The sequence below is a fragment of the Streptomyces sp. NBC_01551 genome (assembly GCF_026339935.1).
Classification (GTDB): Bacteria; Actinomycetota; Actinomycetes; order Streptomycetales; family Streptomycetaceae; genus Streptomyces.
Genome location: NZ_JAPEPX010000001.1, coordinates 3357152 through 3382714, shown reverse-complemented (window position 1 = coordinate 3382714; position 25563 = coordinate 3357152). Strand labels below are relative to the sequence as shown.

Genomic DNA, 25563 nt, shown 5'->3' with positions numbered 1-25563 from the left:
GGCCGCGGCCCGCCCCGGTCCGCCGCCCACCCTCACGACAGCAGCCCCAGGAGCCCCGTTCGTGCACATCGCATTCGTCGACGCCAATCCCCCGGCCCTCGCGGCGATCCGGCTGGCCAAGGCCGCCGGTCACCGGGTGACCTTCGTACAGCCCGCCGTGACCCAGTACGCGCTCACCGGCGAGAACCTGCGCACCGTCGAGTCCGCGGACCGGCTGATCGACGGGGTGGACACCACGGACCCCGAGGTGGTGCTGCCGCTGCTCGCCGCCGTGCATGCCGAGGAGCCCGTCGACGTGGCGGTGACGTTCCAGGAGCTGGCCGCCGAGGCGGTGGCCACCGCGTGCCGGGAGCTGGGACTGCGCGGAACCTCCCCCGACGCCGTCTTCACGGCCCGCCGCAAGGACCGCTGCCGGGCCGCGCTGGAGGCGGCCGGGCTGGCCTCCGCCCGCTACGCCCTGGCCGCCGACGAGGCCGGGGCACTGGCCGCCGCGGCCCACATCGGGTACCCGGTGGTGCTCAAGCCCCCGTCCGGCAGTGCCAGCCTGCTGTGCCACGTGGCGTACGACGCCGGGCAGGCGGCGCGCGCGGCCGCCGCGATCCTGGCCGGGCAGGGCTCCGTACCGGACCACTGGCGCACCCAGTTCACCCGGGGCGTGCTGGTCGAGGAGCTCCTGACGGGCCGGCTGGTGTCCGTCGAGATCGGCGTGCGGGAGGGGGAGTTCTTCCCGTTCTGCGTCTCCGGCCGGTTCCGCAGCCCGGACGACGAGGTGGTGGAGCTGGGCTCGTGCATCCCGGCGGACCTCACGGCGGCGCAGACGGCCGACTGCGTCGCGTACGCGCGGGACGTCTGCCGCGCCATCGGCGCCGACCTGGGGATCTTCCACCTGGAGATCATGGTCACCGACCGGGGTCCCGTCCTGGTCGAGTTCAACCCGCGCGTCATGGGCGGCGGACTGCCGAGCGCCTACCGGCACGCCTCCGGCGAGGACATCCACGCGGCGCTGCTGCGGCTGCTGGAGGGCGGGCCCGTACCGGTGCCGGACGGACTCCCCGGCTGTACGGCCGTCTTCACGGTCACCGCGCGCGACGGCGGCACGCTGCCCGCCGACGCCCGCCTCGACCCCCTGGACGCGGCCCCCGACGTACTGGAGGTCATCGGCTTCGAGGCGTACCGCACGGGGTGCGGGGAGCCGGTGGCCGCCGGTCAGACCGTGGCCCGCTTCGTGCTGCGCGCCCCGGACCGCCGCTCGGCCGCCGCCCGCGCCGCCGCGCTGCGCTCCGCGCTGGAGCGGACGCTCGGCCTGACCCTGCTGACCGGCGACAAGGACGCGGCGGCCGCCGCCGCGCGGCCCGGCCCGTCCGCACAGGAGCTGGTCCGCGAGTTCCACCACGCCTTCGGGCTCGACGCCCCGGACCGGCCCGCCGAGACCCCCCGCGCGCTGTCGCTGCACCGGCAGGACCTGCTGGCGGAGGAGGTCGCCGAACTGGCGGAGGCCTGCGCCGAGGGCCGCCTCGACCACATCGCGCACGAGCTGGCCGACGTCGTCTACATCGCGTACGGGACGGCGATCGCGCACGGCATCGACCTGGACGCGGTCATCGCCGAGGTCCACCGGGCGAACATGTCCAAGCTGGGCCCCGACGGCCGCCCGGAGCTGCGCGAGGACGGCAAGGTCCTCAAGGGCCCGGCCTACCGCGCCCCGGACGTCCCCCGGGTCCTGCGCGGGCAGGGCTGGGCATGACCTGCTGACCCCCGGCGGGCACGTCACGCGGGGCACCGCGTGTCCCCCGCCGGGCGGTGGCCCGTCGTCAGGAAAGCCGTCACCGTGCGGTCGCCGCAGGCGTTGCCGTTGCCCAGGTAGACGCCGTGGCCGCCGTGGTCGACCGTGACCAGGCGGGCGCGGGCGCCGAGTGCCTCGCGCATCTTCAGGGCGCCGAAGTACGGGGTGGACGGGTCCCGGAGGTTCTGGATCACCAGGACGTTGGACGGGCCCTCGGCGGTGATCCGGACCGGCTGCTCCTGCGGCCGGTCCTTCCAGAAGGCGCACGGGGTGATGTTCACCGGCATGCCCGCCGTCAGCGGGTGCGCGGCCCGGTCGGCGGCGACGGCCTCCTCGTACCCGGCGGACCCCTTCGGCCAGCGCACGTCGTTGCAGATGACGCCGACCATCACCGCCGCGTCCGCGTCCGTCATCGGCTGGGCCAGCGCCGGTGGCAGCGCCGGCCGGGCCGCCGGGTCCCCCGCCTCCCGCATGAGCCGGGCCAGCCCGGGGAAGAGGGCGTCGCCGTAGAGGGCGTTCTGGAGCGCCTGGCGCAGCCGGTTGCCGGTCAGCGGCGTGCCCGCGACGTCCGACTCCATCGGCTCCCGGTCCAGTCGCGCCGCGAGTTCCAGGAACAACGGGCGTACCTGCTCGGGGCGTTCGGCAAGCCGCAGCCCCTCGGCGTCGCGGGCCGGGTCGGCCGCCCAGGCCGCGAAGTCCGGGAAGCGGTCGTCCGCCGCCTGCGCCATGTTGGCGAGCCAGCCGCGGGCCAGGCGCGCCGGGTCGGGGTCGCCGACGCTGTCCAGCACCCAGCGGTCGGTGCGGTGCGGGTACTCCTGCGCGTACACGGCGCCCACGTAGGAGCCGTACGAGGTGCCCCAGGCGGACAGCTTCCGCTCGCCCAGCGCCTGCCGGAAGCGGTCGATGTCGCGGACCTGGTTGGCGGTGGTGAGGCTCCGCAGCACCGCGCCCCCGTTGCGGGCGCAGGCGTCGGCCACCCGGCGGGCCCGGGCCGCGTTCTCGCCGGTCTCCCCGTCGGGACCGGCCCAGGACCGCAGGGTGTCCAGGCGCCGGTCCGCCGGGTCGAGCCCGCAGCTCGCCGTCGTGGACCCGCCGACTCCGCGCGGGTCGAGGGCGACGAGGTCGTAGGCGCCGGCCAGCTCCGCGGACAGCGCCTTCCCCTTCTGCGTCAGGCGCTGCACGCCGGAGCCGCCCGGGCCGCCGGGGATCACCAGCAGGGTGCCGCGGCGCGCCACGGGCCGGTCGCTGCGCAGCCGGGACACGGCGAGGGTGACGCGCGGGCCGTACGGGTCCGCGTAGTCGAGCGGTACGGGGAGCTCGGCACACTCCTGCGCGGCGGGGCCGTCCGGCTTGGCGCAGGGCTTCCAGGCGAGCGGCGGCGCGGACGCGGCGTGCGCCTCCGACGCGGCGTGCGCCTCCGACGCGGCCCGCGCCGTCGGGGCGCTGACACCGGTGAGCGCCGTGGCGACGGCCGCGGCGGCGAGGGCGAGGAGGGCGGCCTTGCGGGTGTGCGGGGCGTAAGTGGTCATGCGGCCATGCTTGTTGAGGGAACGCCACCACCCCATCCGGCAGCCCGGAGCCACCTGCCGGGGGCTAACCCCCGGCGCGCCGGGGCGGCCGCGTCAGCGTTTGAGGTACGCCAGGACCGCGAGGACGCGCCGGTTGTCGTCCGGGGAGGGGGCGATGCGGAGTTTGGTGAAGATGCTCGCCGTGTGCTTGGCGACGGCGCTCTCGCTGATGTGCAGGCCGCCGGCTATCGCCGCGTTGGAGCGCCCCTCGGCCATCAGCTCCAGTACGTCGTGCTCCCGGCGGGTCAGCTCCCCCGTCAGGCCGCGGGCGTCGCCGCGGCGCAGCAGTTTGGCGATGACCTGCGGGTCCATGACCGTGCCGCCCGCGGCGATGCGGCGGACCGCGTCCACGAACTGGCCGGTGTCGGTGACGCGGTCCTTGAGCAGGTAGCCCACCGATCCGGCTCCGTCCGCGAGCAGTTCGTTGGCGTAGAGCTGTTCCACGTACTGCGAGAGCACCAGGACAGGCAGCCCCGGCCGTTCGCGGCGGGCCTGAAGCGCCGCCTTCAGGCCCTCGTCCGTGAAGGTCGGCGGCAGGCGTACGTCGACCACCGCCACGTCCGGGTCCAGCTCCAGCAGCGCGCGCAGCAGGGCGGGGCCGTTGTCGACGGCCGCGACCACCTCGCAGCCGTGCTCGCGGAGCGTGCGGACCAGCCCGTCCCTCAGCAGGAAGAGGTCTTCGGCGAGGACAACGCGCACGGGATCTCCATCGTCACGGTGGTCGGCCCGCCGGGCGGGCTGTGCAGGTCGAGGACTCCGTCGAAGGTACCCAACCGCCGCCGCACGCCGCGCAGTCCGGTGCCGCGCGAGACGTCGGCGCCGCCGTGGCCGTCGTCGGTGACGGTGATGCGCAGCAGCGTGTCCTCCAGGTGTTCCAGGACTATCGCGACGTCGCTCGCGCCGGAGTGCTTGCCCGCGTTGGCCAGCAGCTCGCCGACCGCGAAGTACGCGGCGGACTCGACCGGGGCCGGGAAGCGGCCGGGCAGCCGGCTCTCGACGCGGACGTCGAGGAAGCTGTCGAGCGCCAGCGACCGGACGGCGTCCCCGAGCCCGCGGTCCGCGAGCACCGGCGGGTGGATGCCGTGCACCAGCTCCCGCAGGTCCTGAAGGGCCCGGGCGGAGGTCGCGCGTCCGTCGACCAGGAGCCGGCGGGCGGCGGCCAGGTCGGCGGGGCCGGGATCGGCCTCCATCAGGCGGGCGGCCCGGTCGAGGGCCAGGCCCAGGGCGACGAGCCGGGCCTGCGCCCCGTCGTGCAGGTCCCGCTCGATGCGGCGCAGTTCGGCGGCGGCGAGGTCCAGGGCGTCGGCCCGGGTGTCGGTGAGCCGCTCGACGCGGCGGGCGAGTTCGGTACGGCGCGGGGCGGACAGCAGCCGCCGGGCCCAGCGGGCGTGCAGCCGGAGCACGGCGGGCGCGGCGCCGATGCCCGCGGCGGCGAAGACGAGGCCGAGCGCGAGGGCGGCGAGCATCGCCGGGGTGCTGTCCACGGGGACGAACGCGTACCAGTTGCCGGGGCCGAGGCGCCGCCACAGGAACGGCTGCGCGAGCGCGCCGAAGGCCCCGTACGCGACGAGGGCGAGCGGCACCGCCACCAGAACCCCACCGCTGACCGGCTCCACCCACGCCCACAGCAGGTCACGCCAGAACCCCTCGTCCCCCAGCACCGCCCGAGCCCGCCGGTGCGAGGCCCGGCGGGGTCCGGCCGCGGGCGCCGCCGCCGGCAACGGCTCCGGGGGGCTGATCCGTGCCCCCTCCCACGCCGCGGCCCACGTCCGTGCGCGGTCCGAGCGGCGTCGTAGCGCCGCCGCGGCGGGTGGCAGCAGCCAGAGGCCCACCCCGACGGGCAGCAACAGCAAGGCCCCCACCACGAGCCCGCCGGTCCAGGACACGGCGAGCGCGTGCCAGCTCAGCAACTGGCACCGGCCGAGCGCCACCCAGCCCCGGCGGGATCCGCCGACCGGCCGCGCGGGCGGGAGATCGCGGCTCCCCGGCGTCGGCTCGGGCATGAGGGCCGGCCGGCCCCGGCGGGGCCTCACGGCAGCCGGACCGCTTCCCCGGGCCCGGCGACGCGGGCCGGGGCTTCGCGCCGGGTCGCGACCGCCGTCGCCGCCGTCCACCCGACCGCCGCCGCCAGCGCGGCGAGGGCGGTCAGCGCCATCGGGAGCACCGCCCCGGATTCCTCGTCCATGAACATCAGCATGCCCAGGTTGATCAACGCATGGAAGCCGCCCGCGAGCAGCAGCCTGGAGCCGCGCACCCGTTCCAGGGCCAGCCCCATCACCACCGACAACGACACGGCCATCACCAGGAACGCCCCCGCGTACAGCGGCGCCCGCGTGAAGACCTGGACGTGCCAGACGCCCCACACCAGCCCCACCACCACCGACGCCGCCAACGGGCCCAGCCGGGTGCGTAGCAGCGGCTGGAGCAGACACCGCCAGCCGATCTCCTCGCCGCACGCGCCGGCCAGCTGCGCCACCACTATCACCGCGAACGGGCTCTCCAGCGCCCCCGGCCCGGTGAACCGGACGCCGCCGGTGACGGCGCCGTGGGCTCCCACCGCCACTGCCGTGATCAGCGGAGCCGTCAGCAGCAACAACAGCCCGCGCCCCCACCGGAGTTCCCCGCTCCGCAGCGCCCCCGCGAGCAGCGCCCGGGTCCGCCCCGGCCAGAGCAGCGCCACCGCCGCCACCCCGAGCGCCGACCCGAACTGGGTCAGCTGGATCACCTCGCCCGGGATCGGCGTCCCCGCCTGCGCCGCGCCCAGCGCGCCCGCCGCCAGGAACGCCACCAGCAGGAACACCCCCGCCGGCGCCCCGATCCGGCCGTCCCCGGCGCCGCCGGTCCCCGTGCTCTTCCCCATGTCCTCAGCCTCCGTCGAGCAACGCGTCCACACGTCTCCACCCGTCCACACGTCCTCGACGATGCCGCCTCCCGCGCCGGCGGCCATTGCACCTGGTTGCCGAGCGGGGTGTACCCAGCTCCACCCCCTGAGCCGCCCCTGACCCGCCCCCCTGACCTGCCACGCGGTGGCGGGACCACCATGACGGGCGCCCGCGAGTGTGGTCCGGCCACCATCCGCCGCCGGATCCGCCGCCCGCCACCGCGCGCCCCTCCCCCACGACGACCGCACACGCGCGCGGAAGCGGCCCCCGACGGCCCGCGGCGACACCCCCGGGTGGCCGGACGCGCGCCCGCCCTCCCAGGTGTGTGACGGGCACACCTGGGCAAGCCGCCGCCCCGGAAAGCACGGTGGAGGCCCGTGGAAACCGGCGCGGGACACGACGTACGGGGGTACATGGACATGCAGCTCGTCTACGAAGAGCAGACCGGCCACCGGGTTCCGGACGGCGCCCTCGGCCGCCTGTGCGCGGAGATCTTCGCCCCGCTCCCGCGCAGCGACCAGCGGCGCAAGGGCGAGCTGTACCTGCGCGGGCTGCTGTCGGCCGGCGGCCGCAAGTCCATGCGGAACATCGCGACCCACGTCGGCGACCGCGCGGCGGAACAGAGCCTGCACCATTTCATCTCGGCCTCCACCTGGGACTGGAGCCCCGTACGCGCCGCCCTCGCCCGGTACCTGGAGCGTTCCCTGCGCCCTCGCGCCTGGGTGGTGCAGCCGGTGGTCATCCCCAAGGCGGGCCGCCACTCGGTGGGCGTCGCCCGCCGGTTCGTGCCCAGCCTCGGCCAGGTGGTCAACAGCCAGGAGGCGTTCGGGGTCTGGGCCGCCAACGAGGAGACGAGCAGCCCCGTCAACTGGCGGCTCATGCTCTCCGAGGACTGGCGCGACACCGACCGGCTCGGCCCCGTCCCCCTCCCGGACCACACTCACCTGGCCGCGACCCCGCTGGAGTGCGTGGCCGGCGCCGCCGCCGAGGTACGGTCCTGGACGGGCGGCGCCGCGCCGCGCCCGGTCGTCGTCGACCTCCCGGACATCAACCCGACCGCCCTGGCCCGGAGTTTCGCCGCGGCCCGGATGCCCTACCTGGCCTCCGTACGCGGCGCCACCGCCGTGGCCCCGGCGACCCCGGCCGTCCTCGGCAACGACGGCCGCCCGACCTCCGCGCACCAGCTGCTGCGGATGATACGGACGCTGCGCCGCCCCGTGACCTGGTCGGACCCCGAGACCCTGGCGAGCCGTACGAGCCTGGTCGCCGCCGTCCAGGTGCGGCTGCCCGGCGTCCACCGGCCGCTGCTGCTGCTCGGCGAGTGGACGGGCACCAGCGGCTGGCCGCAGCAGTGCTGGATCACCGACATGACCGACGTGCCCTGGGGCGCCCTCCTGCGTCTCGCGAAGCTCACGCACCGCGTCGGGACCGACTTCTGCGAGGTCGCCACCCACGTCGGCATCGTCGACTTCGAGGGCCGCTCCTTCGGCGGCTGGCACCGCCACACGACCCTCGCCTCGGCCGCGCACGTGCTGTCCACCGAGTACCGCGACCAGCGGCCTCAGCCGATGGCCTGGCCGGCCTGATCGTGACGCCGCCTGAGCAGGGCACGGCGGGTGCGCTGCATCTGGAGCGCCAGCTGGACCTCCAGTGCCTGCGCGGGCTCCAGCCAGTCCGGGCCCAGCAGTTCGCTGATGCGCTCCAGCCGCCGCGAGACGGTGTTGGGGTGCACGTGCAGGCTCTCGGCGGCGCGCGTCGGGCTGCCCGCGGAGGCGAAGTACGCCTCCAGGGTGCGGGCGAGTTCGGTGCGCTGCTGGGCGTCGTACTCCAGGACGGGCCCGATGGTGCTGCTGATGAACTGGCCCGTGTTGGGGCTGTCGGACAGCAGCAGCCCGAGGAAGCCGAGCTCGCGCGGGGAGGCCGTACCGCCCGTGCCGCCGAGCGCGGTGAGGGCGTCGAGGCAGCAGCGGGCCTCCTGGTAGGTGCCGCTGATGCCCGTCAGGTCCTTGACGGGGCCGGCCGTGCCCACCGTCACCGGGTGGCCCAGTGCCGTGGACAGCTCGTCGGAGACGGCGCGCGCCGCCGCGCTCGCGTCGGTGCCGGGCAGCATCAGGATGATGCAGCCGCCCTCGACGCTCTTGAGGCCCGACAGCTGGTGGGCGTACGAGGACGCCCAGATGACCGCCCGGCCCAGCGAGCCGCCCTCGGGGCGGGCGACGACCACCACGTGCGGGCCGTTCAGGTCGACCCCGAGGCGGCGGGCCCGCTCGGCGAGCTTGGCCGCCGAACCGTTGCCCTTGAGCAGGTCGTTGAAGAGTTCGTCGCGCACCTGGCCCTCGGCGGCGGCCGCGCTGCGCTGCATCAGCAGCACCAGCGCGATGACCTGCGCCACCTGCGCCAGGAGCTGGTTCCAGTACGCGGCGTCGGCCTCGGCCTCGGTGCGCGCGTCGGGGGCGAGCAGCAGCGTGCCGAGCATCTCCTGGCCGGCGACGGCCGGCACGATCCAGAAGCCGCCCCTGGACTTGACCGCGCGGCGCTCGGTGTGGGCGTCCAGGCCGGCCGCGCGGATCTCGCTCTCGTCCATCTCGGGGAACTCCCCGGTGGTGTGCAGGTCCCGGCCGGCCTGGTCACGTATCAGCAGGGGGCCGCCGAGCAGCGTGGCCGCCTCGGAGGCCAGGGCATGCAGGCCGCCGCCCTCCAGCACCACGTCGATCAGGTTCCCGTGGACCCGGCGCAGGTGGTGCTCGGTGGCGGAGGAGCTCATGGCGCGCGAGGTGTTGAGCTCCAGGCCGACGACCTCGTTGCGGACCTGGTCCAGCAGCCGGGTCTTCTCGATGGCCACGGTGGCGAGGTCGGCGAGCGAGCTCATCAGCGAGAGCTCGTCCGGGTCGAAGTGCCGGATGCCGCGCCCGGCGACGTACAGGTTGCCGAGCTCGGTGTCCTCGTGGCGCAGCGGGATCGCCATCAGGGCGTGCAGGCCCTCGGCGCGCACCACGTCGTCGATGACATCGGAGTGCGGGAAGGTTTCGTCGCGGAGGTAGTCGGCCGTCCAGAACGGCGCGGAGCGCTGGTGAGCCTGCCGGCCGACACCGCCCCCCATCGGGACGCCGAAGCCCACGGTGATCGCCGAGGTGTGGCCGTCGGCGGCGCGGACGTACGAGACGCCCTCGTCGAAGGCGTGGAACGTCACCCAGGACATGTCGAGCCCCAGCAGCAGCCGGGCCCGCCGCGTGATCACCTTGAGCAGGGTGTCCAGGTTGTACGGGAGGGTCAGGTCCCGCGCGGTGTCGACCAGCGCGCTCAGCCCCGCCTCGCGCTGCTGGCGGCGGGCGAACAGGCTGCGGATGCTCAGCGAGAGGTCCTTCGCCCTGGTCAGGCGGGCGAGTTCCGCCTCGTCGGCCCCGGCGTCCCGGGCCGAGCGGACCAGCCGTTCGAACTCCTCCGTGTGCGCCTCCCGAGCCAGTAGCTCCAGCATCCCGGACACTTCCGCGTATGGCTCTCGGCCTTCCGCCGTCACTTGGCCCCCCTCAAGGCACATACCGGCAATCCCCCGCCGCGAACGTAGTGCGGTCCGGCTGCGGAGGTCAACAATCTGCAAAAGGAAGAATGCCAGGTCAGATGGGGCAGAGTGTGCCTGGGGCACCACTCGCTGTGAACGACGCTGTTGCCGGAGCACCTTCTGGCGGACGGCCTTCGCACGTTAAACCTTTGGAGCAGCGCCGTGACCAGGCGCTACACCGACGTTTTTGTGACGAGGGGTCCGATGACGCAGGTCCAGAGTTTCGAACGCTCGATCCACCGCAGCCGTATGTCGTTGACACGGCCCGACAGGCCGAAGCTCTTCACGATGTGCGGTCGTGAGTGGGATCTACTGGATGAGGTGTTCGCGCCCGTGTTCTCCCCGTCCACCGGTATCGCGCTGGAATTCCTCGGGTTGAACGAGCCCGCCACCGCCGAGCCGGCCGGCTCTTTCCTGGAAATCGGCTGCGGTTCCGGGGTAACCGCCGTAATGGCCGCACTGGCCGGATTCGACCGGGTGGTCGCCTCCGACATCAGCCCGCGCGCGGTGGAGAACACGGCCGTCAACGCCGAGCGCCACGGGGTCGGCGACCGGCTCAGCGCGGTGCACAGCGACCTGTTCTCCGGCCTGGCCGAGAACGAGCGGTTCGACACCATCTTCTGGAGCTCCAACTACGTGATGGCGCCCGAGACGTACGAGTACGAATCGGTCCACGAGCGCGCCTACGTCGACACCGGCTACCGCGCCCACCGCCGCTACCTGGAGCAGGCCCCGCGCTGGCTCACCCCGACCGGTTCGGCGCTGCTGCACTTCAGCGACCGGGGCGATCTGCCCGCCCTCTACCGGATCGCCGACGAGACCGGCCGGGAGCTGCGGACGCTGCGCAGCGAGCGGGTGCGCGAGGGGGAGTACGGCCAGGACATGGTCGAGCACATGCTGATCGAGATCAGGCCCGTCCGGGAGCGGTAACCGGCACGCGACCACCAGTTCTGCGGGGGAAAGAACATGCGCACGCTTCTGATCGACAACCACGACTCGTTCACCTACAACCTGTTCCACCAGATCACCGAGGTGGGCGGCCGCGAGCCCGAGGTCGTCCGCAACGACGACCCGCTCTGGACGCCGGACCGGCTGGCGGAATTCGACAACGTCATCGTCTCGCCGGGACCGGGGACTCCCGCGCGCGACGCCGACCTCGGCATCTCCCGGCAGGTCCTGGAGCACGGCGAACTGCCGGTGCTCGGCATCTGCCTCGGGCACCAGGCGATCGGCCACCTGTACGGGGCCACCGTGGGGCGGGCGCCGGAGCCGCGCCATGGCCGGATCTCGCCCGTCTGGCACGACGGCGAGGGGGTGTTCGCCGGGATTCCGTCGCCGATGGAGGTGGTCCGCTACCACTCGCTCGCGGTGACCGACCTGCCGGCCGGGCTGGAGGCCACGGCGTGGACGCCGGACGGTGTACTGATGGGATTGCGCCACCGTGAGCGCCCCCTGTGGGGCATCCAGTTCCATCCGGAGTCGATCCGCGCGCAGTACGGCGTGGAGCTGCTGCGGAACTTCGCCGAGCTGAGCGGCGGCGTCCGGCGGGCGGCGCGACGGCGTCCCGCCCCGGCCGCACCTGCTGCCGCGCCCGCCGCCGCACCTGCTGCCTCGGCTGCCGCCCTATCCGCCGCCGCGACCGCTGCCGTACGTCCGGGCGCGCGCCGGCTCCGGGTCCTCGTCGAGGAGCTGCCCACCCGATGGGACGACGAGGTCGCCTACGACCGCCTCTTCCGCGGCAACCCGTACGCCTTCTGGCTCGACAGCAGCCGCCCCGACACGGGCAACGGCCGCTTCTCGGTGATGGGCGACGCGACGGGCCCGCTGGCCCGGGTCGCCCGCGCCGACGTGTGGAGCGGCACGGTCCGGGTGGACTCCGCGGCCGGTACGGAGATCAGCGCGGGCCCCTTCCTGGAGTGGATCGACCAGGACCTGCGCTCGCTCGCCACCGAGGTCCCGGAGCTCCCCTTCGACTACGCGCTCGGCTGGACCGGGTACCTCGGCTACGAGCTGAAGGCCGAGTGCGGCGGCGACCTCGCCCACCAGTCCGAGGACCCCGACGCGGCGATGGTCTTCGCCGACCGGGCCCTGGTCCTGGACCACGCCACCGGGACCAGCTACCTGCTGGCCCTGGCCGAGCGCGCCGCCGAAGACCCGGACGCGTCGCGGCCCGCGCCGTCGCACGCGTCGTCGGAGGCCGCCGCGCGCGGCCGGCTGGCCGCCATGGCCGCCGAGCTGGAGCGCCTCGCCCCACTCCCCCGCCCCGCGCCCGCCGACGCGGGCGACGGCCCGGTCCTGACCGGCGAGATCCGGCTGCGCCACGACCGCGACGCGTACCTGCGGCTCATCGACGCCTGCCAGCAGGAGATCGCGGCCGGCGAGACGTACGAGGTCTGCCTCACCAACATGGCCGAGGTCCGCGGCCGGATGGACCCCTGGGCCGGCTACCGGCACCTGCGTCGCACCAGCCCCGCCCCCTTCGGCGCCCTGCTCCAGTTCGACGGCCTCGCCGTGCTCAGCACCTCCCCCGAGCGGTTCCTGCGCGTCGGCCGCGACGGCCTCGCCGAGTCCAGGCCCATCAAGGGCACCCGCCCGCGCGGCGCCACGCCGGCCGAGGACCGGGCCCTGATCGCGGACCTGCTGACCAACGAGAAGGACCGCGCCGAGAACCTGATGATCGTGGACCTGGTCCGCAACGACCTCGGCCGCTGCGCCGAACCCGGCTCCGTCGAGGCCGAGGACATCTTCCGGGTCGAGACCAACGCCCACGCCCACCAGCTGGTGAGCACGGTGCGGGCCCGGCTGCGCGCCGGCAGCACCGCCGTGGAGTGCGTACGGTCCGCGTTCCCCGGCGGCTCCATGACGGGCGCGCCCAAGGAACGGACGATGCGGATCATCGACCGGCTCGAAGCGGGCCCGCGCGGCGTGTACTCCGGGGCGATCGGCTACTTCTCGCTCTCCGGCGCCGCCGATCTCAGCATCGTGATCCGCACCGCCCTGGTCACCGAGGACAAGGTCCGCTACGGCGTCGGCGGGGCGGTCATCGCCCTCTCCGACTCCGAAGCCGAGTTCGAGGAGACCGCGGTCAAGGCCGGCCCCCTCCTCTCCCTGACCGGCGGCCCCTTCCCCGGCCGCCGGACGCAGAAGGTCGAGGCCTGACAGGCCGAGGCCGGGCCGACCGAAGCCTGACCGGCCGAGCCCCGGTCAGGGGCGCAGTGTCCAGGCGCGCTGGAGGCGGTCGAGTTCCGCCGTCTCCAGCTCCCGGGCCACCTCGCCCATCCGGATCCCCAGCCCGTCGAGCGCGTCCAGCGCCCGGCGGGCTTCCGCGTGCCCGTTCAGCAGCGTGTCCCCGCACAGCCGCTCGCCCGCGGCGGCCGCCTCCAGCACCTCCCGGGGCGCGGCCAGCCCGGTGTTCCACCCGACCAGCGCGGTGACGTGCCGGGGCCGCACCTCGGTCCACAGCAGCCCCGGCGGAATCGCCCCGGCCGCCCGCAGCACCCGCCACCACGCCCCGTCGAGCCGCTGCTCCCGCGCCCGGTACAGCTGGCGGGCCACCGCCAGCGCGGCCGTGTCGCGGGCCCCGGCGGCCGCCTCGCCCCGGCCCGGCAGGGCCGCGAGCCGGGAGTTGACCTCCGCGTCGAGCATCCCGACCGGCACCGACGTCACGGCCGCGATCTGCCGGAGCCGCAGGCCCCGCGAGAGCGCCCGCTCCATCCCGGAGAGATAGGCCGCCAGTACTTCCTCGTACCGCTCGGCACAGAAGATCAGGTCCGCGTCCACGCTGATGCCCAGCGACAGGCATTCCTCCAGCGCGACGAGCCCGGCGCGCGTCGCCGGAATTCGGACCAGCAGATTCGGGCGCCCCACCTCGTCGTGCACGGAACGCGCCGCCGACACCAGGGCTTCCACATCGTGGACGAGCCAGGGATCGACCGGGACGGAAACCCGCCCCTCACCGCCCCCGCTTTCCACGAACGCATTCCACAAGGCGTCGCACGCCCGGCGGACCGTGTCCCGGTCGAGAACCGGCGCCACGGCACCGTGCAGGAGTTCCGCCGTCGCGGAATGGAAGGGGGGATCGGAACGGAATTCGTCCCCGTTGGCCGCGACCAGCCAGGGCGAAACCCCTTCGGCAGCAAGCCGCTTCAGCAGCCCGATGGCCGGTTGACTCAGCATGCGGCGAGCGTAGGAGGGCGTTTCAATCATGAACAGAATACGAACAAGGCCTTGTCAGGTCGGCCCAATTCATGCGTCTCCCACGCGATTCCACCATATTTTCAGGCCACTTCGCGTGACTTGACCAAGTGACCCCCACATGACGAAGTGGTGCGCCGCCGGTGGTTCGCCGCTCCGGCCCGTTCACAGACTCCTCGTGCATCTACGTCGGCAGCTTCGCACCGGGAGGTACCACGTGCTCGACACCGCACTCTGGAGATCGCTGGCCGCAGGCCAGCAGCCGCAGTGGCCCGATCCGGCCAAGCTGGAGGAAGTGCGCGGCGCACTCTCGGCCGCACCCGCCCTCGTCCGGGGCGAGGACGTCCGCGCCCTGCGCGCGCTCCTCGCCAAGGCCGCCGCCGGCGAGATCCAGATCGTCCAGAGCGGGGACTGCGCCGAGGACCCCGCCGAATCGACCCGGGGCCACGTCGCGCGCAAGGCCGCGCTCCTGGACTCGCTCGCGGCCGTCATGAAGTCCCGCTCCTTCAAGCCCGTCCTGCGCGTGGGGCGGCTCGCCGGCCAGTTCGGCAAGCCGCGCTCCAACCCGACCGAGGTCATCGGCGGCGTCGAGCTCCCCGTCTACCGCGGCCACATGGTCAACAGCCCGGAGCCCGACCCCGAGCTGCGCCGCCCCGACCCCGGCCGGCTGTACGACGGCTACCAGGCCGCCCGCGACGTCATGGAGCTGCTCGGCTGGTACGGCGACAGCGCCCGCAGCGCCGCCGAGCCGCCCGTGTACACCAGCCACGAGGCCCTGCTGCTCGACTACGAGGGCCCGATGCTGCGCACCGAACCCGACGGCAGCACCCTGCTGACGTCGACGCACTGGCCGTGGATCGGCGAGCGCACCCGCGAGCTCGACGGCGCGCACGTCGCGTTCTTCGCGGAGCTCGCCAACCCGGTCGCCACCAAGGTCGGCCCGAAGACCACCCCGGAGCAGTTGCTGGCCCTGTGCGAGCGGCTCGACCCGAAGCGGGAGCCCGGGCGGCTGACGCTGATCTCCCGCATGGGCGCCGGGAAGGCCGCCGAGCGGCTGCCGGAACTCGCCCGCGCGGTGAGCGACGCCGGACACCCCGTGGTGTGGATGTGCGACCCGATGCACGGCAACACCGTGAGCGCCGGCGGCTACAAGACCCGGTTCATCGAGACCGTCGTCCGCGAGGTCGAGGAGTTCCAGGCCTCCGTCAACGACAACGGCGGCGTCGCCGCCGGCCTGCACCTGGAGACCACACCCGACCCGGTGCACGAATGCGTCGCCAACGCCTCCCGGGTCGGCGAACTGGGCGAGAAGTACACCAGTTTCTGCGACCCGCGCCTCAACCCGGAGCAGGCGATCGAGGTCGCCTCCGCCTGGCGCGGCTGAGAAGGGATCGAACGATCATGCAAGGAAAGACCGCTCTGGTCACCGGCGCCGCCGGTGGCATCGGCGAGGCCGTCGTCCGCGCCCTGGCGTCCCGGGGAGTCCGCGTCGCCGCGGTCGACCTGAACGCCGAACCGCTGCGCGAGGCCGCGAAGGCAGCCGTCGAGGACGGGATGGACGTCACCGCGTTCCCCGCCGACGTCACCCTCAGCTCCGAGGTCGACGAGGTGGTGGCCGAGGTCGAATCGACCCTCGGGCCGATCGACTACCTCGTCAACGCGGCCGGCGTGCTGCGCATGGGCGCGGCCCGCTCCCTCAGCGACGAGGACTGGGCCGTCACCTTCGCCGTCAACACCACCGGCGTCTTCTTCATGTCCCGTGCCGTCGTCAACCGCATGGTGCCGCGCGAGAGCGGCGCCCTCGTGACCGTCGCCTCCAACGCGGCCGGCACGGCCCGCTCCGAGATGTCCGCGTACGCCGCCTCCAAGGCCGCCGCGACCATGTTCACCAAGTGCCTCGGCCTGGAGGTCGCCAAGTACGGCATCCGCGCCAACCTCGTGGCGCCGGGCTCCACCGACACCCCGATGCTGACCTCGATGTGGGAGGACAAGTCCCACGCCCAGGTCTCCATCGACGGCAACCCCGAGACCTTCCGCGTCGGGATCCCGCTGGGCAAGCTCGCCCAGCCGAAGGACGTCGCCGACGCCGTCGTCTTCCTGCTCTCCGACGAGGCCTCGCACATCACGATGCACGACCTCACAGTGGACGGCGGTGCGGCGCTCGGTGTCTGATTCCGGAACACCTCCCCGGTACATCCCCGCGATCGACGCGTATCCGATGCCGGGCGAGGGCGACCTGCCCACCGGCCCGGCCGACTGGACGATCGACCCGGACCGCGCGGTCCTGCTCCTGCACGACATGCAGAAGTTCTTCCTCGCCCCCTTCCCGGCGGGCGAGCAGCCCGTCACCGACCTGGTCGCGCACGCCGCGCTGCTGCGCGACCGCTGCGCCGCGCTCGGCATCCCCGTCGCCTACACCGCGCAGCCCGGTGGCATGACACCCCAGCAGCGCGGCCTGCTCAAGGACTTCTGGGGTCCCGGCATGACGCCGAGCCCCGAACACCGCCAGGTCGTCGAACCGGTGGCGCCCGCCGACGGCGACTGGGTGTTCACCAAGTGGCGCTACAGCGCCTTCCACCACACCGACCTGCTGGAACGCATGCGGGCCGCCGGACGCGACCAGCTGATCGTCATCGGCGTCTACGCGCACGTCGGCGTGCTGATGACGACCGTCGACGCCTTCAGCCACGACATCCAGCCGTTCCTCGTCGGCGACGCCATCGCCGACTTCACCTGGGCCGACCACCGCATGGCCCTCGAGTACGCGGCGGCCCGCTGCGCGACTCTCACCTCCACCAAGGCGCTCCTCGGCGCCCTCCCGAAACCCGGGACGGCCCAGGACGGCGCGAAGGAGCCGTCATGACCGATGACCTGCTGGGCAGGGTGCTGGGCGAGCGGCCCCCCGCCTTCGCGCTCGTGCACCGGCCCGAGAGCACCGGAGCCGAGCGGATCGACCTGTACGTGGGCGACATCGCCGAGGTCCCCACGCTGGCCGGCATCCCGCTCCCGGAGCTCGCCGGGGCGGCCGCCGGCGGTGCGGACTCCGGGCGCGCCCACCAGGACGTACTGGCCCTCGTGCCGTACCGGCAGATCGCCGAGCGCGGCTACGAGGCGCCCGACGACGGGACTCCGCTGCTCGCGATGACCATCGCCGAGCAGCGCACGCTGCCGCTGGCCGAGGTGCTGTGGCGGATCCCGAACGCGCCCGTGCACCTCGCGGAGGGCGGCGCCTTCGACATCGACGACGACGCCTACGCGGCGACCGTCCGCAAGGTCATCGCCGACGAGATCGGCACCGGCGCGGGCGCCAACTTCGTCATGAAGCGCTCCTTCGTCGCCGACATCTCCGACTACAGCGTGGGCTCGGCGCTGCGCTTCTTCCGGCGCCTGCTGGAGCGGGAGCAGGGCGCGTACTGGACGTTCGTCGTGCACACGGGCGAGCGCACCCTGGTCGGCGCCTCCCCGGAGCGGCACGTCAGCGTCAGCGGCGGCCGGGCCGTGATGAACCCGATCAGCGGCACCTACCGCTACCCGGCCTCCGGGCCCACCCTCTCCGGCGTCCTCGACTTCCTCGCCGACACCAAGGAGTGCGACGAGCTGTACATGGTCGTCGACGAGGAACTGAAGATGATGGCCCGGATCTGCGAGAGCGGCGGCCGCGTCGTCGGCCCGTACCTCAAGGAGATGGCCCGCCTCGCGCACACCGAGTACTTCATCGAGGGCAGCACCGACCGGGACCCGCGCGAGATCCTGCACGAGACCCTGTTCGCGCCGACCGTCACGGGCTCCCCGCTGGAGAGCGCGAGCGAGGTGATCAAGCGGTACGAGCCGCAGGGCCGCGGCTACTACAGCGGCGTGCTGGCCCTCATCGGCCAGGACGGCGCGGGTGCCCGCACCCTGGACTCCGCGATCCTCATCCGCACCGCCGACATCGACGCCGGCGGCCGCATGAAGATCGGCGTGGGCGCCACGCTGGTCCGCAACTCCGACCCGGTCTCCGAGGTCGCCGAGACCCGCGCCAAGGCGGCCGGCCTGCTGGCCGTCCTCGGCGAGAGCGGCCCGGCCCGGTTCGCCGACCACCCCGGCGTGCGCGCGGCGCTCGGGAAGCGGAACGAGAACATCTCCGCGTTCTGGCTGGCCGACGACACCGCCCGGGAGGACCCGCTGCCGGAGCTGGTCGGCCGCAAGGTGCTCGTCGTCGACGCCGAGGACACCTTCACCGCGATGATCGAGCACCTGCTGCGCTCCTTCGGCGCCGAGGTGACGGTCCGCCGCTTCGACGAGCCGTACGCCTTCGAGCCGTACGACCTCGTCGTCATGGGCCCCGGCCCCGGCGACCCGCGCGACGCCGGCCACCCGAAGATCGCGCACCTGCGGGGGGCCGTCGACACCCTGCTGGCGCAGGAGCGGCCGTTCCTGGCCGTGTGCCTGAGCCACCAGGTGCTCAGCGCGCGGCTCGGCCTCGACCTGGTCCGGCGGGAGCACCCCAACCAGGGTGTGCAGCGCGAGATCGACCTGTTCGGGCGGCGCGAACGCGTCGGCTTCTACAACACGTTCGCCTCGCGCAGCGACAGCGAGAAGGCCGACAGCGACGTCGGCGTGATCGAGGTCAGCCGGGACCCGGAGACCGGCGAGGTGCACGCCCTGCGCGGCTGGGGCTTCCGCTCCATGCAGTTCCACCCGGAGGCGGTGCTCACCGAGGACGGCCCCCGGATCGTCGGGGACGCGCTCACCGGGCTGCTGCGGGAGCGTGCCCGGTGAAGGCCGCCGTCGTGTGGTGGGACCTGGCCGGGTCCGGCCAGACCATCGCCTCTCTGCGTACGTTCCTCCGGGACGAGGCCGTGGACCGCTTCGCGGGGGTGCCGGGCCTGCGCCTGAAGTTCTGGATCTCCGACCCGGAGACCGAGCGGTGGGGCGCGGTGCTCCTGTGGGAGTCCGCCGAGGCGGCCGCCGCGCCGCTGCCGGCCCGGGCCGCGGAACTCATCGGCCGCCCTCCGGTGCAACGCACCCTGTTCGACGTGGAGGCCACGGTCGAAGGCGCCTTCACCATCGCCGCCCTCTCCGGCCACGGCCTGGCCCTTTCCCTGGCCGGGCAGACCGAGGCCTGAGCCCAGCCCCACCCGAACCGAGCCCCGCCCCGGGGCTGCCCGGCTCAGCACGGGGCGGGCTCCCCACAACCCCGGCCGTGCGGGGCCGGGCCGGGCCGGGCGGTACGGGGCGGGCTTCCCACACCCCGGCCGGGCCGGCCGTGCGGGGTCGTCCCGCGACCGGGGTGGGTTCGAACCGGTCGGCGCCGATACGGCGCCGGCCGGTTCGGCGTGCCCGCGCGCCGCCCGTGGCAGGAGGGGCTCGGTGGCGGGTGTTTGACGCAGTGTCGGGTACCTGACGAAGTGCCCGGCGGGGGCTGCCCGCCGCCCGGTGGGGCGTTGCAGGGTGTCTCACGGCCGCCGCTTCGACGGCCGGCCCCCGCCCACCGCACCCACCAAGGAGCACCGCGCCGTGCGTACCCCACCGCAGAGGACCGACGGCCTCGCCCCGCTGACCGCGCGGGTGCCCGGCTCCAAGAGCATCACCAACCGGGCCCTGCTGCTGGCCGCCGCGGCCGCCGGGGTCACCCGTCTGCGGGCGCCCCTCGTCAGCGACGACACCCTCGCCTTCCGCACCGCGCTCAGCGACCTCGGCGTCCGCATCACCGAAGTCACCGAAGTCGGCGAGATCGGCGAAGCCGGCCCCGCCTGGGACGTCGCCGGGCTCGGCCGCGGCCCCGTCGCCGACGGCGCCCGCGTGTGGTGCGCCGACGCGGGGACCGCCGCCCGCTTCCTGCCCCCCTTCGCCGCCGCGGGCCACGGCCGGTTCCTCTTCGACGGCACCGACCAGCTCCGCGCCCGCCCGCTGCGCCCCCTCGCCGACGCCCTCACCGCGCTGGGCGCGGACGTGGCGACCGGCCCCGCCGGGGTCCTGCCGCTCACCGTCACCGGCCGCGGCCTGGCCGGCGGGGACATCACCCTCGACTCCTCCTTCAGCAGCCAGTACCTCACCGGACTGCTGCTGTCGGCCCCGCTGATGGCCGCCCCGCTGACCGTCCGCCCGCGGAGCCTGGTCAGCCGCCCGTACATCGACATGACGCTCGCCCTGATGCACCACTTCGGCGCCCGTACCGAGGACCACGGCGACGGCGCGATCACCGTGCACCCCGGCGGCTACACCGCCGCGGACCTGACCATCGAGCCCGACGCCTCCACCGCCTCCTACTTCTTCGCGGCGGCCGCCGTCACCGGGCAGCGCGTCACGGTCCCCGGCCTCGGCACCGGCAGCTCCCAGGGCGACCTCGGCTTCGTCGAGGTGCTGCGCCGCGCCGGCGCCCACGTGGAGATCACCGGGTCCGCGACCACCGTCACCGGCCGCCCCGACGGCAGCCTCACCGGCGGGTTCGACGTGGACATGGGCAACATCTCCGACACCTTCATGACCCTCGCGGCCATCGCCCCGCTCGCCGACGGCCCGATCACCGTCCACGGCATCGGCCACGCCCGGCTCAAGGAGTCCGACCGCATCGAGGCCATCGCCCGCAACCTGCGCGCCCTCGGCATCCACACGGAGGAGGGCCCGGAGCGGATCACCATCCACCCCGGCACCCCGAAGCCGGCCGAGATCGCCTGCTACCGCGACCACCGGATCGCGATGGCGTTCTCCGTCCTCGGCCTGCGCGCCGACGGCATCACCCTCGACGACCCGGCCTGCGTCAGCAAGACGTTCCCCGGCTTCCACGACGAACTGCGCCGGCTCTTCCCCGGCGCCGCGACACCACAAGGGATCTGAACCACGATGGCGAACATACTCATCGCCGGTGGCGGCATCGGCGGACTCGCCGCCGCGCTCGGCATCGCCGGCCGCGGCCACCGGGTGACCGTCCTGGAGCGCCGGGACAGCTTCACCGAACTCGGCGCCGGCATCCAGCTCGGCCCCAACGCCTTCCACGCCCTCGACCTGCTCGGCGTCGGCGCCCAGGTCCGCGCCCGGGCCGTCTACATCGACGAACTGCGCTTCATGGACGGCACGACCGACGAGCGCGTCGCCTCCATGCCGCTGACCGGCGACTACCGGGCCCGGTTCGGGAACCCGTACGCCGTCGTCCAGCGTTCCGACGTGTACGAGCCGCTGCTGGAGGGCTGCCGCGCCCACCCGCTGATCGAGCTGCGCGGCGAGAGCTCCGTCGTCGCGTACGAGAACGGCGGCCCCGGCCCGGGCCGGGTGAGCGCCGTCCTGGCGAGCGGCGAGCGGATCACCGGCGACGCGCTGATCGGCGCCGACGGCATCCGCTCCGCGGTGCGCCGCCAGCTCGTCGGCGACGGCGACCCGCGGGTCTCCGGGCACACCATCTACCGGTCGGTGATCCCCATGGACCGGGTGCCCGAGGAGCTGCGGTGGAACACCGTGACCCTGTGGGCGGGCCCCAAGTGGCACTTCGTCCACTACCCGATCGGTGGCGGCGCGTTCTTGAACCTGGCCGCGACCCGCGACGACGACGCCCGGGAGGCCGTCGTCGGCAAGCCGGCCGCCCGCGAGCACGTGCTCGGCGAGTTCCCGGAGCTGGGCGAAACCGCCCGGCGGCTGCTGGAGCTCGGCAGGGACTGGAAGGCCTGGGTGCTGTGCGACCGCGACCCGGTCGACGTGTGGACGGACGGCCGGGTGGCGCTCCTGGGCGACGCCGCGCACCCGATGCTCCAGTACGCGGCGCAGGGCGCCTGCCAGGCCCTGGAGGACGCGGTGGTGATCTCCGACGCGCTGGACTGCGCCGCGGAGGACTTCGTGCAGCGCCTGGAGAAGTACGGCGCGGAACGCCGCGAACGCACCGCGCGGACCCAGCTGGTGGCCCGCGAGATGGGGCGTCAGCTCTACCACCCGGCGGGCGAGGGCGCCCGCGAACGCAACGCGATGCTGTCGGGCCTGTCGGCCGAGGACATGTACGACAAGGTCGCCTGGCTCCACGGGGAGAAGCTCCGATGACGGCGACCGCAGGACACGCACAGAAGTTCGCCGGAAAGGTCGCCCTGGTCAGCGGGGCTGGCGACGGCGCCTGCCGGGCCACGGCGATCGCGTTCGCCCGCGAGGGCGCCACCGTGATGGTCGCCGGACCGGACGAGGAGCAGCTGGCGGGCACGGTCAAGCTGATCCGTGACGCCGGCGGACGGGCCGGCTCCGTGGTGGCGGACGTGGCGCGGGACGGCGTCGGCGCGGCCGCCCGGATGGTGGCGGCGACGGTGGAGCGGTTCGGGGCCCCGGACTTCGCGTTCAACGACGCGAGCGTCACCGGCCCGGAGGGGCCCGGGTCCGGCACCGGTCTGGTCGAGGTCGACTGGGTGGTGTCCCTCGCCGCCCACCTCACGGGCCTGTTCGCGGCGATGAAGCACGAGCTGGCCCCCATGGAGGCACGCGGCAGCGGCGTCATCGTGAACACCGCGCTCGCCGTGCCGCGTACCGAGCGGCTCATCGGCCGCAGCGCGTACGCCGGTTACGCGGCCGCGCTGACCACCCTGACGGCCACCGCCGCCGCCGAGTCCGCTGACCTGGGTGTCCGGATCGCCGCGCTCGACGACGGCGCCGCCACCGCGGAGGAGCTCGCGGAGCGGGTGCTGCGCCTGTGCTCCGACCCGTCCGGCGACGCCTGAGCGCCGACACCGACACCGACACCGACACCGACCGACGACAGAGGGAGCAGTGAGAAAGTGCTGAGCAGGTTGCGTTGGCTGACCGCCGGAGAGTCCCACGGGCCGGCCCTGGTCGCCGTCCTCGAAGGGCTTCCGGCCGGGGTCCCGGTCACCACGGAGCTGGTGGCCGACCACCTGGCCCGGCGCCGGCTCGGCTATGGCCGCGGTGCCCGGATGAAGTTCGAGCAGGACGTCGTCACCTTCCAGGGCGGGGTGCGGCACGGGCTCTCCCTCGGCTCCCCCATCGCGGTCACCGTGGGCAACAGCGAGTGGCCGAAGTGGGAGAAGGTCATGTCGGCCGATCCCGTGGACCCCTCGGAGCTGAAGGAGACCGGCCGAAACGCGCCGCTGACCCGGCCGCGCCCCGGTCACGCCGACCTGGCGGGCATGCAGAAGTACGGCTTCGACGAGGCCCGCCCGATCCTGGAGCGCGCCAGCGCCCGCGAGACGGCCGCGCGCGTCGCCCTCGGCGCGATCGCCCGGTCGTTCCTGAAGGAGGTCGCCGGCGTCGAGATCGTCTCGCACGTGGTCGAACTGGCCGCCGCCAAGGCCCCGTACGGCGTCTACCCGACCCCCGCCGATGTGGAGAAGCTGGATGCGGACCCGGTGCGCTGCCTGGACCCGGACGCGTCGAAGGCGATGGTCGCGGAGATCGACCAGGCCCACAAGGACGGCGACACCCTGGGCGGCGTGGTGGAGGTGCTGGCGTACGGACTTCCCGTCGGCCTCGGCTCGCACGTCCACTGGGACCGACGGCTGGACGCCCGGCTGGCCGCTGCGCTGATGGGCATCCAGGCGATCAAGGGCGTCGAGGTCGGCGACGGCTTCGAGCTGGCCCGCGTACCGGGTTCGCAGGCGCACGACGAGATCGTCGCGACGGACGAGGGCATCAAGCGCACCTCCGGCCGCTCTGGTGGCACCGAGGGCGGACTCACCACGGGCGAACTGCTGCGCGTGCGCGCCGCGATGAAGCCGATCGCCACCGTCCCCAAGGCCCTCGCCACGGTCGACGTGGCGACCGGCGAGGCGGCGGCCGCGCACCACCAGCGCTCCGACGTGTGCGCCGTCCCGGCCGCCGGCATCGTCGCCGAGGCCATGGTGGCCCTGGTCCTCGCGGACGCCGTGATCGAGAAGTTCGGCGGCGACTCGGTCGCCGAGACCCGCCGCAACGTCCGGTCCTACCTCGACCACCTGCGCATCCGATGAGCGGCGGCCCGCTGATCGTCCTGGTCGGACCGATGGGCGTCGGCAAGTCCACGGTGGGCGCGCTGCTCGCCGAGCGGCTCGGCGTCCCCTTCCTCGACACCGACCAGGACGTGGTGCACCGCACCGGCCGCTCGGTCGCGGAGATCATCACCGAGGACGGCGAACCGCGCTTCCGCGAGCTGGAGCACGAGGCGGTGGCCCGCGCCGCCGCCGGCTTCGACGGGGTCCTCGCGCTCGGCGGCGGCGCCGTCGGGCACCCGGGCAGCCGCGCCCTGCTGGCCGGGCTCCCGGTGGTCTTCCTCGACGTGGACGTCGCGGAGGCCATGCGGCGGATCGGCCTGGACACCGGCCGCCCACTGCTGGCGAGCGACCCGGTGCGGCGCTGGCAGGAGCTCCAGGACGAGCGCCGCGCCCTGTACCTGGAGGTCGCGCGGTTCGTCGTACGGACGGACGGCCGCACCCCCGAGCAGGTCGCGGGGACGGTCGCCGGGGCCATGGGAGTGGACACCGAGCGAGGAGTGACGGCATGACCGGGCCCACCGAGGAGAACACGACACGCATCCGGGTCGGCGGCAGCGAGGGCACCGAGCCCTACGAGGTGCTCGTCGGCCGGGGCGTCCTGGCCGATCCGGCCGAACTGCACCGGCTGATCGGGCCGCGCGCCCACCGCGTGGCCGTGCTCCACCCCGAGGCGCTGGCCGGCACCGCCGACGCGCTGCGCGCCCGGGCCGAGGAGCTCGGCTACGAGGCGATCGCCCTGCGGGTCCCGGACGCCGAGGCGGCGAAGACCGCCGCGGTGGCGGCCCAGTGCTGGGAGGCGCTCGGCCGCGCCGGGTTCACCCGTACCGATGTGGTGATCGGCGTCGGCGGCGGCGCCACCACCGACCTGGCGGGCTTCGTCGCGGCCTCGTGGCTGCGCGGGGTGCGCTGGATCGCCGTCCCGACGACCGTGCTGGCCATGGTCGACGCGGCGGTCGGCGGCAAGACCGGCATCAACACCGCCGAGGGCAAGAACCTCGTCGGCGCCTTCCACCCCCCGGCGGGCGTGCTCTGCGACCTCGCGGCGCTGGACACCCTCCCCGAGGACGACCACGTCAGCGGGCTCGCGGAGGTCATCAAGGCCGGTTTCATCGCAGACCCGGTGATCCTCGACCTGATCGAGGCCGACCCGGCCGGCGCGCGCACGCCCGCCGGGCCCCACCTGGCCGAGCTGATCGTGCGGTCCATCCGGGTCAAGGCCGAGGTCGTCTCCGGCGACCTCAAGGAGTCCGGGCTCCGCGAGATCCTCAACTACGGCCACACCCTCGCGCACGCCGTCGAGAAGAACGAGCGCTACTCCTGGCGGCACGGCGAGGCCGTCGCCGTCGGCCTGGTCTTCGCCGCCGAACTCGCCCGCCTGGACGGCCGGTTGTCGGCCCAGGAGGTCAAGCGGCACCGCGCCGTCCTGACCTCCGTGGGCCTGCCCACCGGCTACCGGGGCGACCGCTGGCGCGAGCTGCTGGGCACGATGCGGCTGGACAAGAAGGCACGCGGCGCCACCCTCCGCTTCATCGTCCTCGACGGGATCGGCCGCCCCACCGTCCTCGCGGACCCGGCGCCCGGGCTGCTGGAGGCCGCGTACGCGGCCATCGCCACCTCGCCCGCCGGCACGGCGCGGGCCGGC

Annotated in this window: 20 protein-coding genes and 2 pseudogenes; 16 read left to right on the top strand and 6 right to left on the bottom strand. The window is 74.2% G+C overall.

The annotated features are described in order from the left end of the window. Positions 1 to 61: 61 nt before the first annotated feature. Positions 62 to 940, top strand: a pseudogene (locus OG982_RS15130) (acetyl-CoA carboxylase biotin carboxylase subunit family protein); the annotation flags it as partial. A 372-nt stretch (positions 941 to 1312) separates the two neighbouring features. Beyond that, positions 1313 to 1744 carry a MazG nucleotide pyrophosphohydrolase domain-containing protein gene (locus OG982_RS15125; protein ID WP_266791939.1) on the top strand — a complete coding sequence of 144 codons (432 nt, stop codon included), beginning with the start codon at positions 1313 to 1315 and terminating at the stop codon, positions 1742 to 1744. Positions 1745 to 1767: 23 nt separating this feature from the next. Here the strand turns inward: OG982_RS15125 and OG982_RS15120 are convergent, their stop codons facing one another. From OG982_RS15120 to OG982_RS15105, 4 genes are all read right to left on the bottom strand, one after another. Then, entirely contained in the window at positions 1768 to 3312 is a 1545-nt protein-coding gene (locus tag OG982_RS15120; protein WP_266948697.1) for an alpha/beta hydrolase, read from the bottom strand. A gap of 93 nt (positions 3313 to 3405) precedes the next feature. Beyond that, positions 3406 to 4050, bottom strand: coding sequence for a response regulator transcription factor (locus tag OG982_RS15115; RefSeq protein ID WP_266786630.1), 645 nt, complete (start codon positions 4048 to 4050; stop codon positions 3406 to 3408). Further along, positions 4014 to 5354 carry a sensor histidine kinase gene (locus tag OG982_RS15110; RefSeq protein WP_266948695.1) on the bottom strand — a complete coding sequence of 447 codons (1341 nt, stop codon included), beginning with the start codon at positions 5352 to 5354 and terminating at the stop codon, positions 4014 to 4016. Before OG982_RS15110 ends, OG982_RS15115 begins: the two co-directional genes overlap by 37 nt. Positions 5355 to 5380: 26 nt before the next feature. Then, positions 5381 to 6211, bottom strand: a complete 831-nt coding sequence (locus OG982_RS15105; RefSeq protein WP_266786634.1) for a CPBP family intramembrane glutamic endopeptidase — start codon at positions 6209 to 6211, stop codon at positions 5381 to 5383. 399 nt (positions 6212 to 6610) lie between these two features. Between OG982_RS15105 and OG982_RS15100 the strand changes: the two genes are divergently transcribed. Then, complete coding sequence (locus OG982_RS15100) at positions 6611 to 7819, top strand: transposase (protein WP_266948694.1); 1209 nt, start codon at positions 6611 to 6613, stop codon at positions 7817 to 7819. Here the strand turns inward: OG982_RS15100 and OG982_RS15095 are convergent. Beyond that, a complete protein-coding gene (locus tag OG982_RS15095; RefSeq protein WP_266786637.1) occupies positions 7795 to 9708 on the bottom strand; it encodes a helix-turn-helix domain-containing protein in 1914 nt (637 codons plus the stop codon). The two genes, OG982_RS15100 and OG982_RS15095, sit on opposite strands and share 25 nt — an antisense overlap. 405 nt (positions 9709 to 10113) lie before the next feature. Here OG982_RS15095 and OG982_RS15090 point away from each other — a divergent pair, with 405 nt between their 5' ends. Both OG982_RS15090 and pabB read left to right on the top strand, forming a co-directional pair. Next, a complete protein-coding gene (locus OG982_RS15090; RefSeq protein ID WP_266786638.1) occupies positions 10114 to 10722 on the top strand; it encodes a class I SAM-dependent methyltransferase in 609 nt (202 codons plus the stop codon). Positions 10723 to 10758: 36 nt separating this feature from the next. Then, the gene (pabB, locus tag OG982_RS15085; RefSeq protein ID WP_266948693.1) at positions 10759 to 12951 is read left to right on the top strand and encodes an aminodeoxychorismate synthase component I; all 2193 of its coding nucleotides are present in this window, start codon (positions 10759 to 10761) and stop codon (positions 12949 to 12951) included. 45 nt (positions 12952 to 12996) lie between these two features. Here pabB and OG982_RS15080 read toward each other — a convergent pair whose 3' ends face one another. Next, the gene (locus OG982_RS15080) at positions 12997 to 13968 is read right to left on the bottom strand and encodes a transaldolase family protein (RefSeq protein ID WP_266786640.1); all 972 of its coding nucleotides are present in this window, start codon (positions 13966 to 13968) and stop codon (positions 12997 to 12999) included. 196 nt (positions 13969 to 14164) lie between these two features. On the opposite strand from OG982_RS15080, the gene OG982_RS15075 reads away from it, so the two are divergent. The 11 genes and pseudogenes from OG982_RS15075 to aroB form a co-directional block, all read left to right on the top strand. Beyond that, entirely contained in the window at positions 14165 to 15370 is a 1206-nt protein-coding gene (locus tag OG982_RS15075) for a 3-deoxy-7-phosphoheptulonate synthase (RefSeq protein WP_266786641.1), read from the top strand. Positions 15371 to 15387: 17 nt separating this feature from the next. Then, positions 15388 to 16158: a 2,3-dihydro-2,3-dihydroxybenzoate dehydrogenase gene (locus OG982_RS15070; protein WP_266786642.1), complete on the top strand. Its 771-nt coding sequence runs from the start codon at positions 15388 to 15390 to the stop codon at positions 16156 to 16158. Positions 16159 to 16204: 46 nt separating this feature from the next. Next, entirely contained in the window at positions 16205 to 16849 is a 645-nt protein-coding gene (locus tag OG982_RS15065; protein WP_266791940.1) for an isochorismatase family protein, read from the top strand. Then, positions 16846 to 18747: an anthranilate synthase family protein gene (locus OG982_RS15060; RefSeq protein WP_266786643.1), complete on the top strand. Its 1902-nt coding sequence runs from the start codon at positions 16846 to 16848 to the stop codon at positions 18745 to 18747. Before OG982_RS15065 ends, OG982_RS15060 begins: the two co-directional genes overlap by 4 nt. Beyond that, the gene (locus OG982_RS15055; protein ID WP_266786644.1) at positions 18744 to 19094 is read left to right on the top strand and encodes a hypothetical protein; all 351 of its coding nucleotides are present in this window, start codon (positions 18744 to 18746) and stop codon (positions 19092 to 19094) included. Before OG982_RS15060 ends, OG982_RS15055 begins: the two co-directional genes overlap by 4 nt. Before the next feature lie 430 nt (positions 19095 to 19524). Further along, complete coding sequence (gene aroA, locus OG982_RS15050; protein ID WP_266949921.1) at positions 19525 to 20805, top strand: 3-phosphoshikimate 1-carboxyvinyltransferase; 1281 nt, start codon at positions 19525 to 19527, stop codon at positions 20803 to 20805. Positions 20806 to 20811: 6 nt separating this feature from the next. After that, positions 20812 to 21993 (top strand): 3-hydroxybenzoate 6-monooxygenase, encoded by a 1182-nt coding sequence (locus tag OG982_RS15045; protein ID WP_266786645.1) that lies wholly within the window; start codon positions 20812 to 20814, stop codon positions 21991 to 21993. Beyond that, positions 21990 to 22655, top strand: coding sequence for an SDR family NAD(P)-dependent oxidoreductase (locus tag OG982_RS15040; protein ID WP_266786646.1), 666 nt, complete (start codon positions 21990 to 21992; stop codon positions 22653 to 22655). The genes OG982_RS15045 and OG982_RS15040 overlap by 4 nt, the downstream gene beginning before the upstream one ends. A 60-nt stretch (positions 22656 to 22715) precedes the next feature. Further along, on the top strand, positions 22716 to 23900 hold the full coding sequence (aroC, locus tag OG982_RS15035; RefSeq protein ID WP_266791944.1) for a chorismate synthase: 1185 nt from the start codon (positions 22716 to 22718) through the stop codon (positions 23898 to 23900). Continuing rightward, positions 23897 to 24430 (top strand): shikimate kinase, encoded by a 534-nt coding sequence (locus OG982_RS15030; RefSeq protein ID WP_266786647.1) that lies wholly within the window; start codon positions 23897 to 23899, stop codon positions 24428 to 24430. Before aroC ends, OG982_RS15030 begins: the two co-directional genes overlap by 4 nt. Continuing rightward, positions 24427 to 25533, top strand: a pseudogene (aroB, locus tag OG982_RS15025) (3-dehydroquinate synthase); the annotation flags it as partial. The gene OG982_RS15030 and the pseudogene aroB, both read left to right, overlap by 4 nt. Positions 25534 to 25563: the final 30 nt, after the last annotated feature.

Coding starts and splice junctions, on each gene's coding strand:
- OG982_RS15095 (WP_266786637.1), bottom strand. CDS start 9,708: ATGCTGGAGCTACTGGCTCGGGAGGCGCACACGGAGGAGTTCGAACGG.
- OG982_RS15120 (WP_266948697.1), bottom strand. CDS start 3,312: ATGACCACTTACGCCCCGCACACCCGCAAGGCCGCCCTCCTCGCCCTC.
- OG982_RS15030 (WP_266786647.1), top strand. CDS start 23,897: ATGAGCGGCGGCCCGCTGATCGTCCTGGTCGGACCGATGGGCGTCGGC.
- OG982_RS15040 (WP_266786646.1), top strand. CDS start 21,990: ATGACGGCGACCGCAGGACACGCACAGAAGTTCGCCGGAAAGGTCGCC.
- OG982_RS15110 (WP_266948695.1), bottom strand. CDS start 5,354: ATGCCCGAGCCGACGCCGGGGAGCCGCGATCTCCCGCCCGCGCGGCCG.
- OG982_RS15070 (WP_266786642.1), top strand. CDS start 15,388: ATGCAAGGAAAGACCGCTCTGGTCACCGGCGCCGCCGGTGGCATCGGC.
- OG982_RS15105 (WP_266786634.1), bottom strand. CDS start 6,211: ATGGGGAAGAGCACGGGGACCGGCGGCGCCGGGGACGGCCGGATCGGG.
- OG982_RS15065 (WP_266791940.1), top strand. CDS start 16,205: ATGCCGGGCGAGGGCGACCTGCCCACCGGCCCGGCCGACTGGACGATC.
- OG982_RS15045 (WP_266786645.1), top strand. CDS start 20,812: ATGGCGAACATACTCATCGCCGGTGGCGGCATCGGCGGACTCGCCGCC.
- OG982_RS15080 (WP_266786640.1), bottom strand. CDS start 13,968: ATGCTGAGTCAACCGGCCATCGGGCTGCTGAAGCGGCTTGCTGCCGAA.
- OG982_RS15060 (WP_266786643.1), top strand. CDS start 16,846: ATGACCGATGACCTGCTGGGCAGGGTGCTGGGCGAGCGGCCCCCCGCC.
- pabB (WP_266948693.1), top strand. CDS start 10,759: ATGCGCACGCTTCTGATCGACAACCACGACTCGTTCACCTACAACCTG.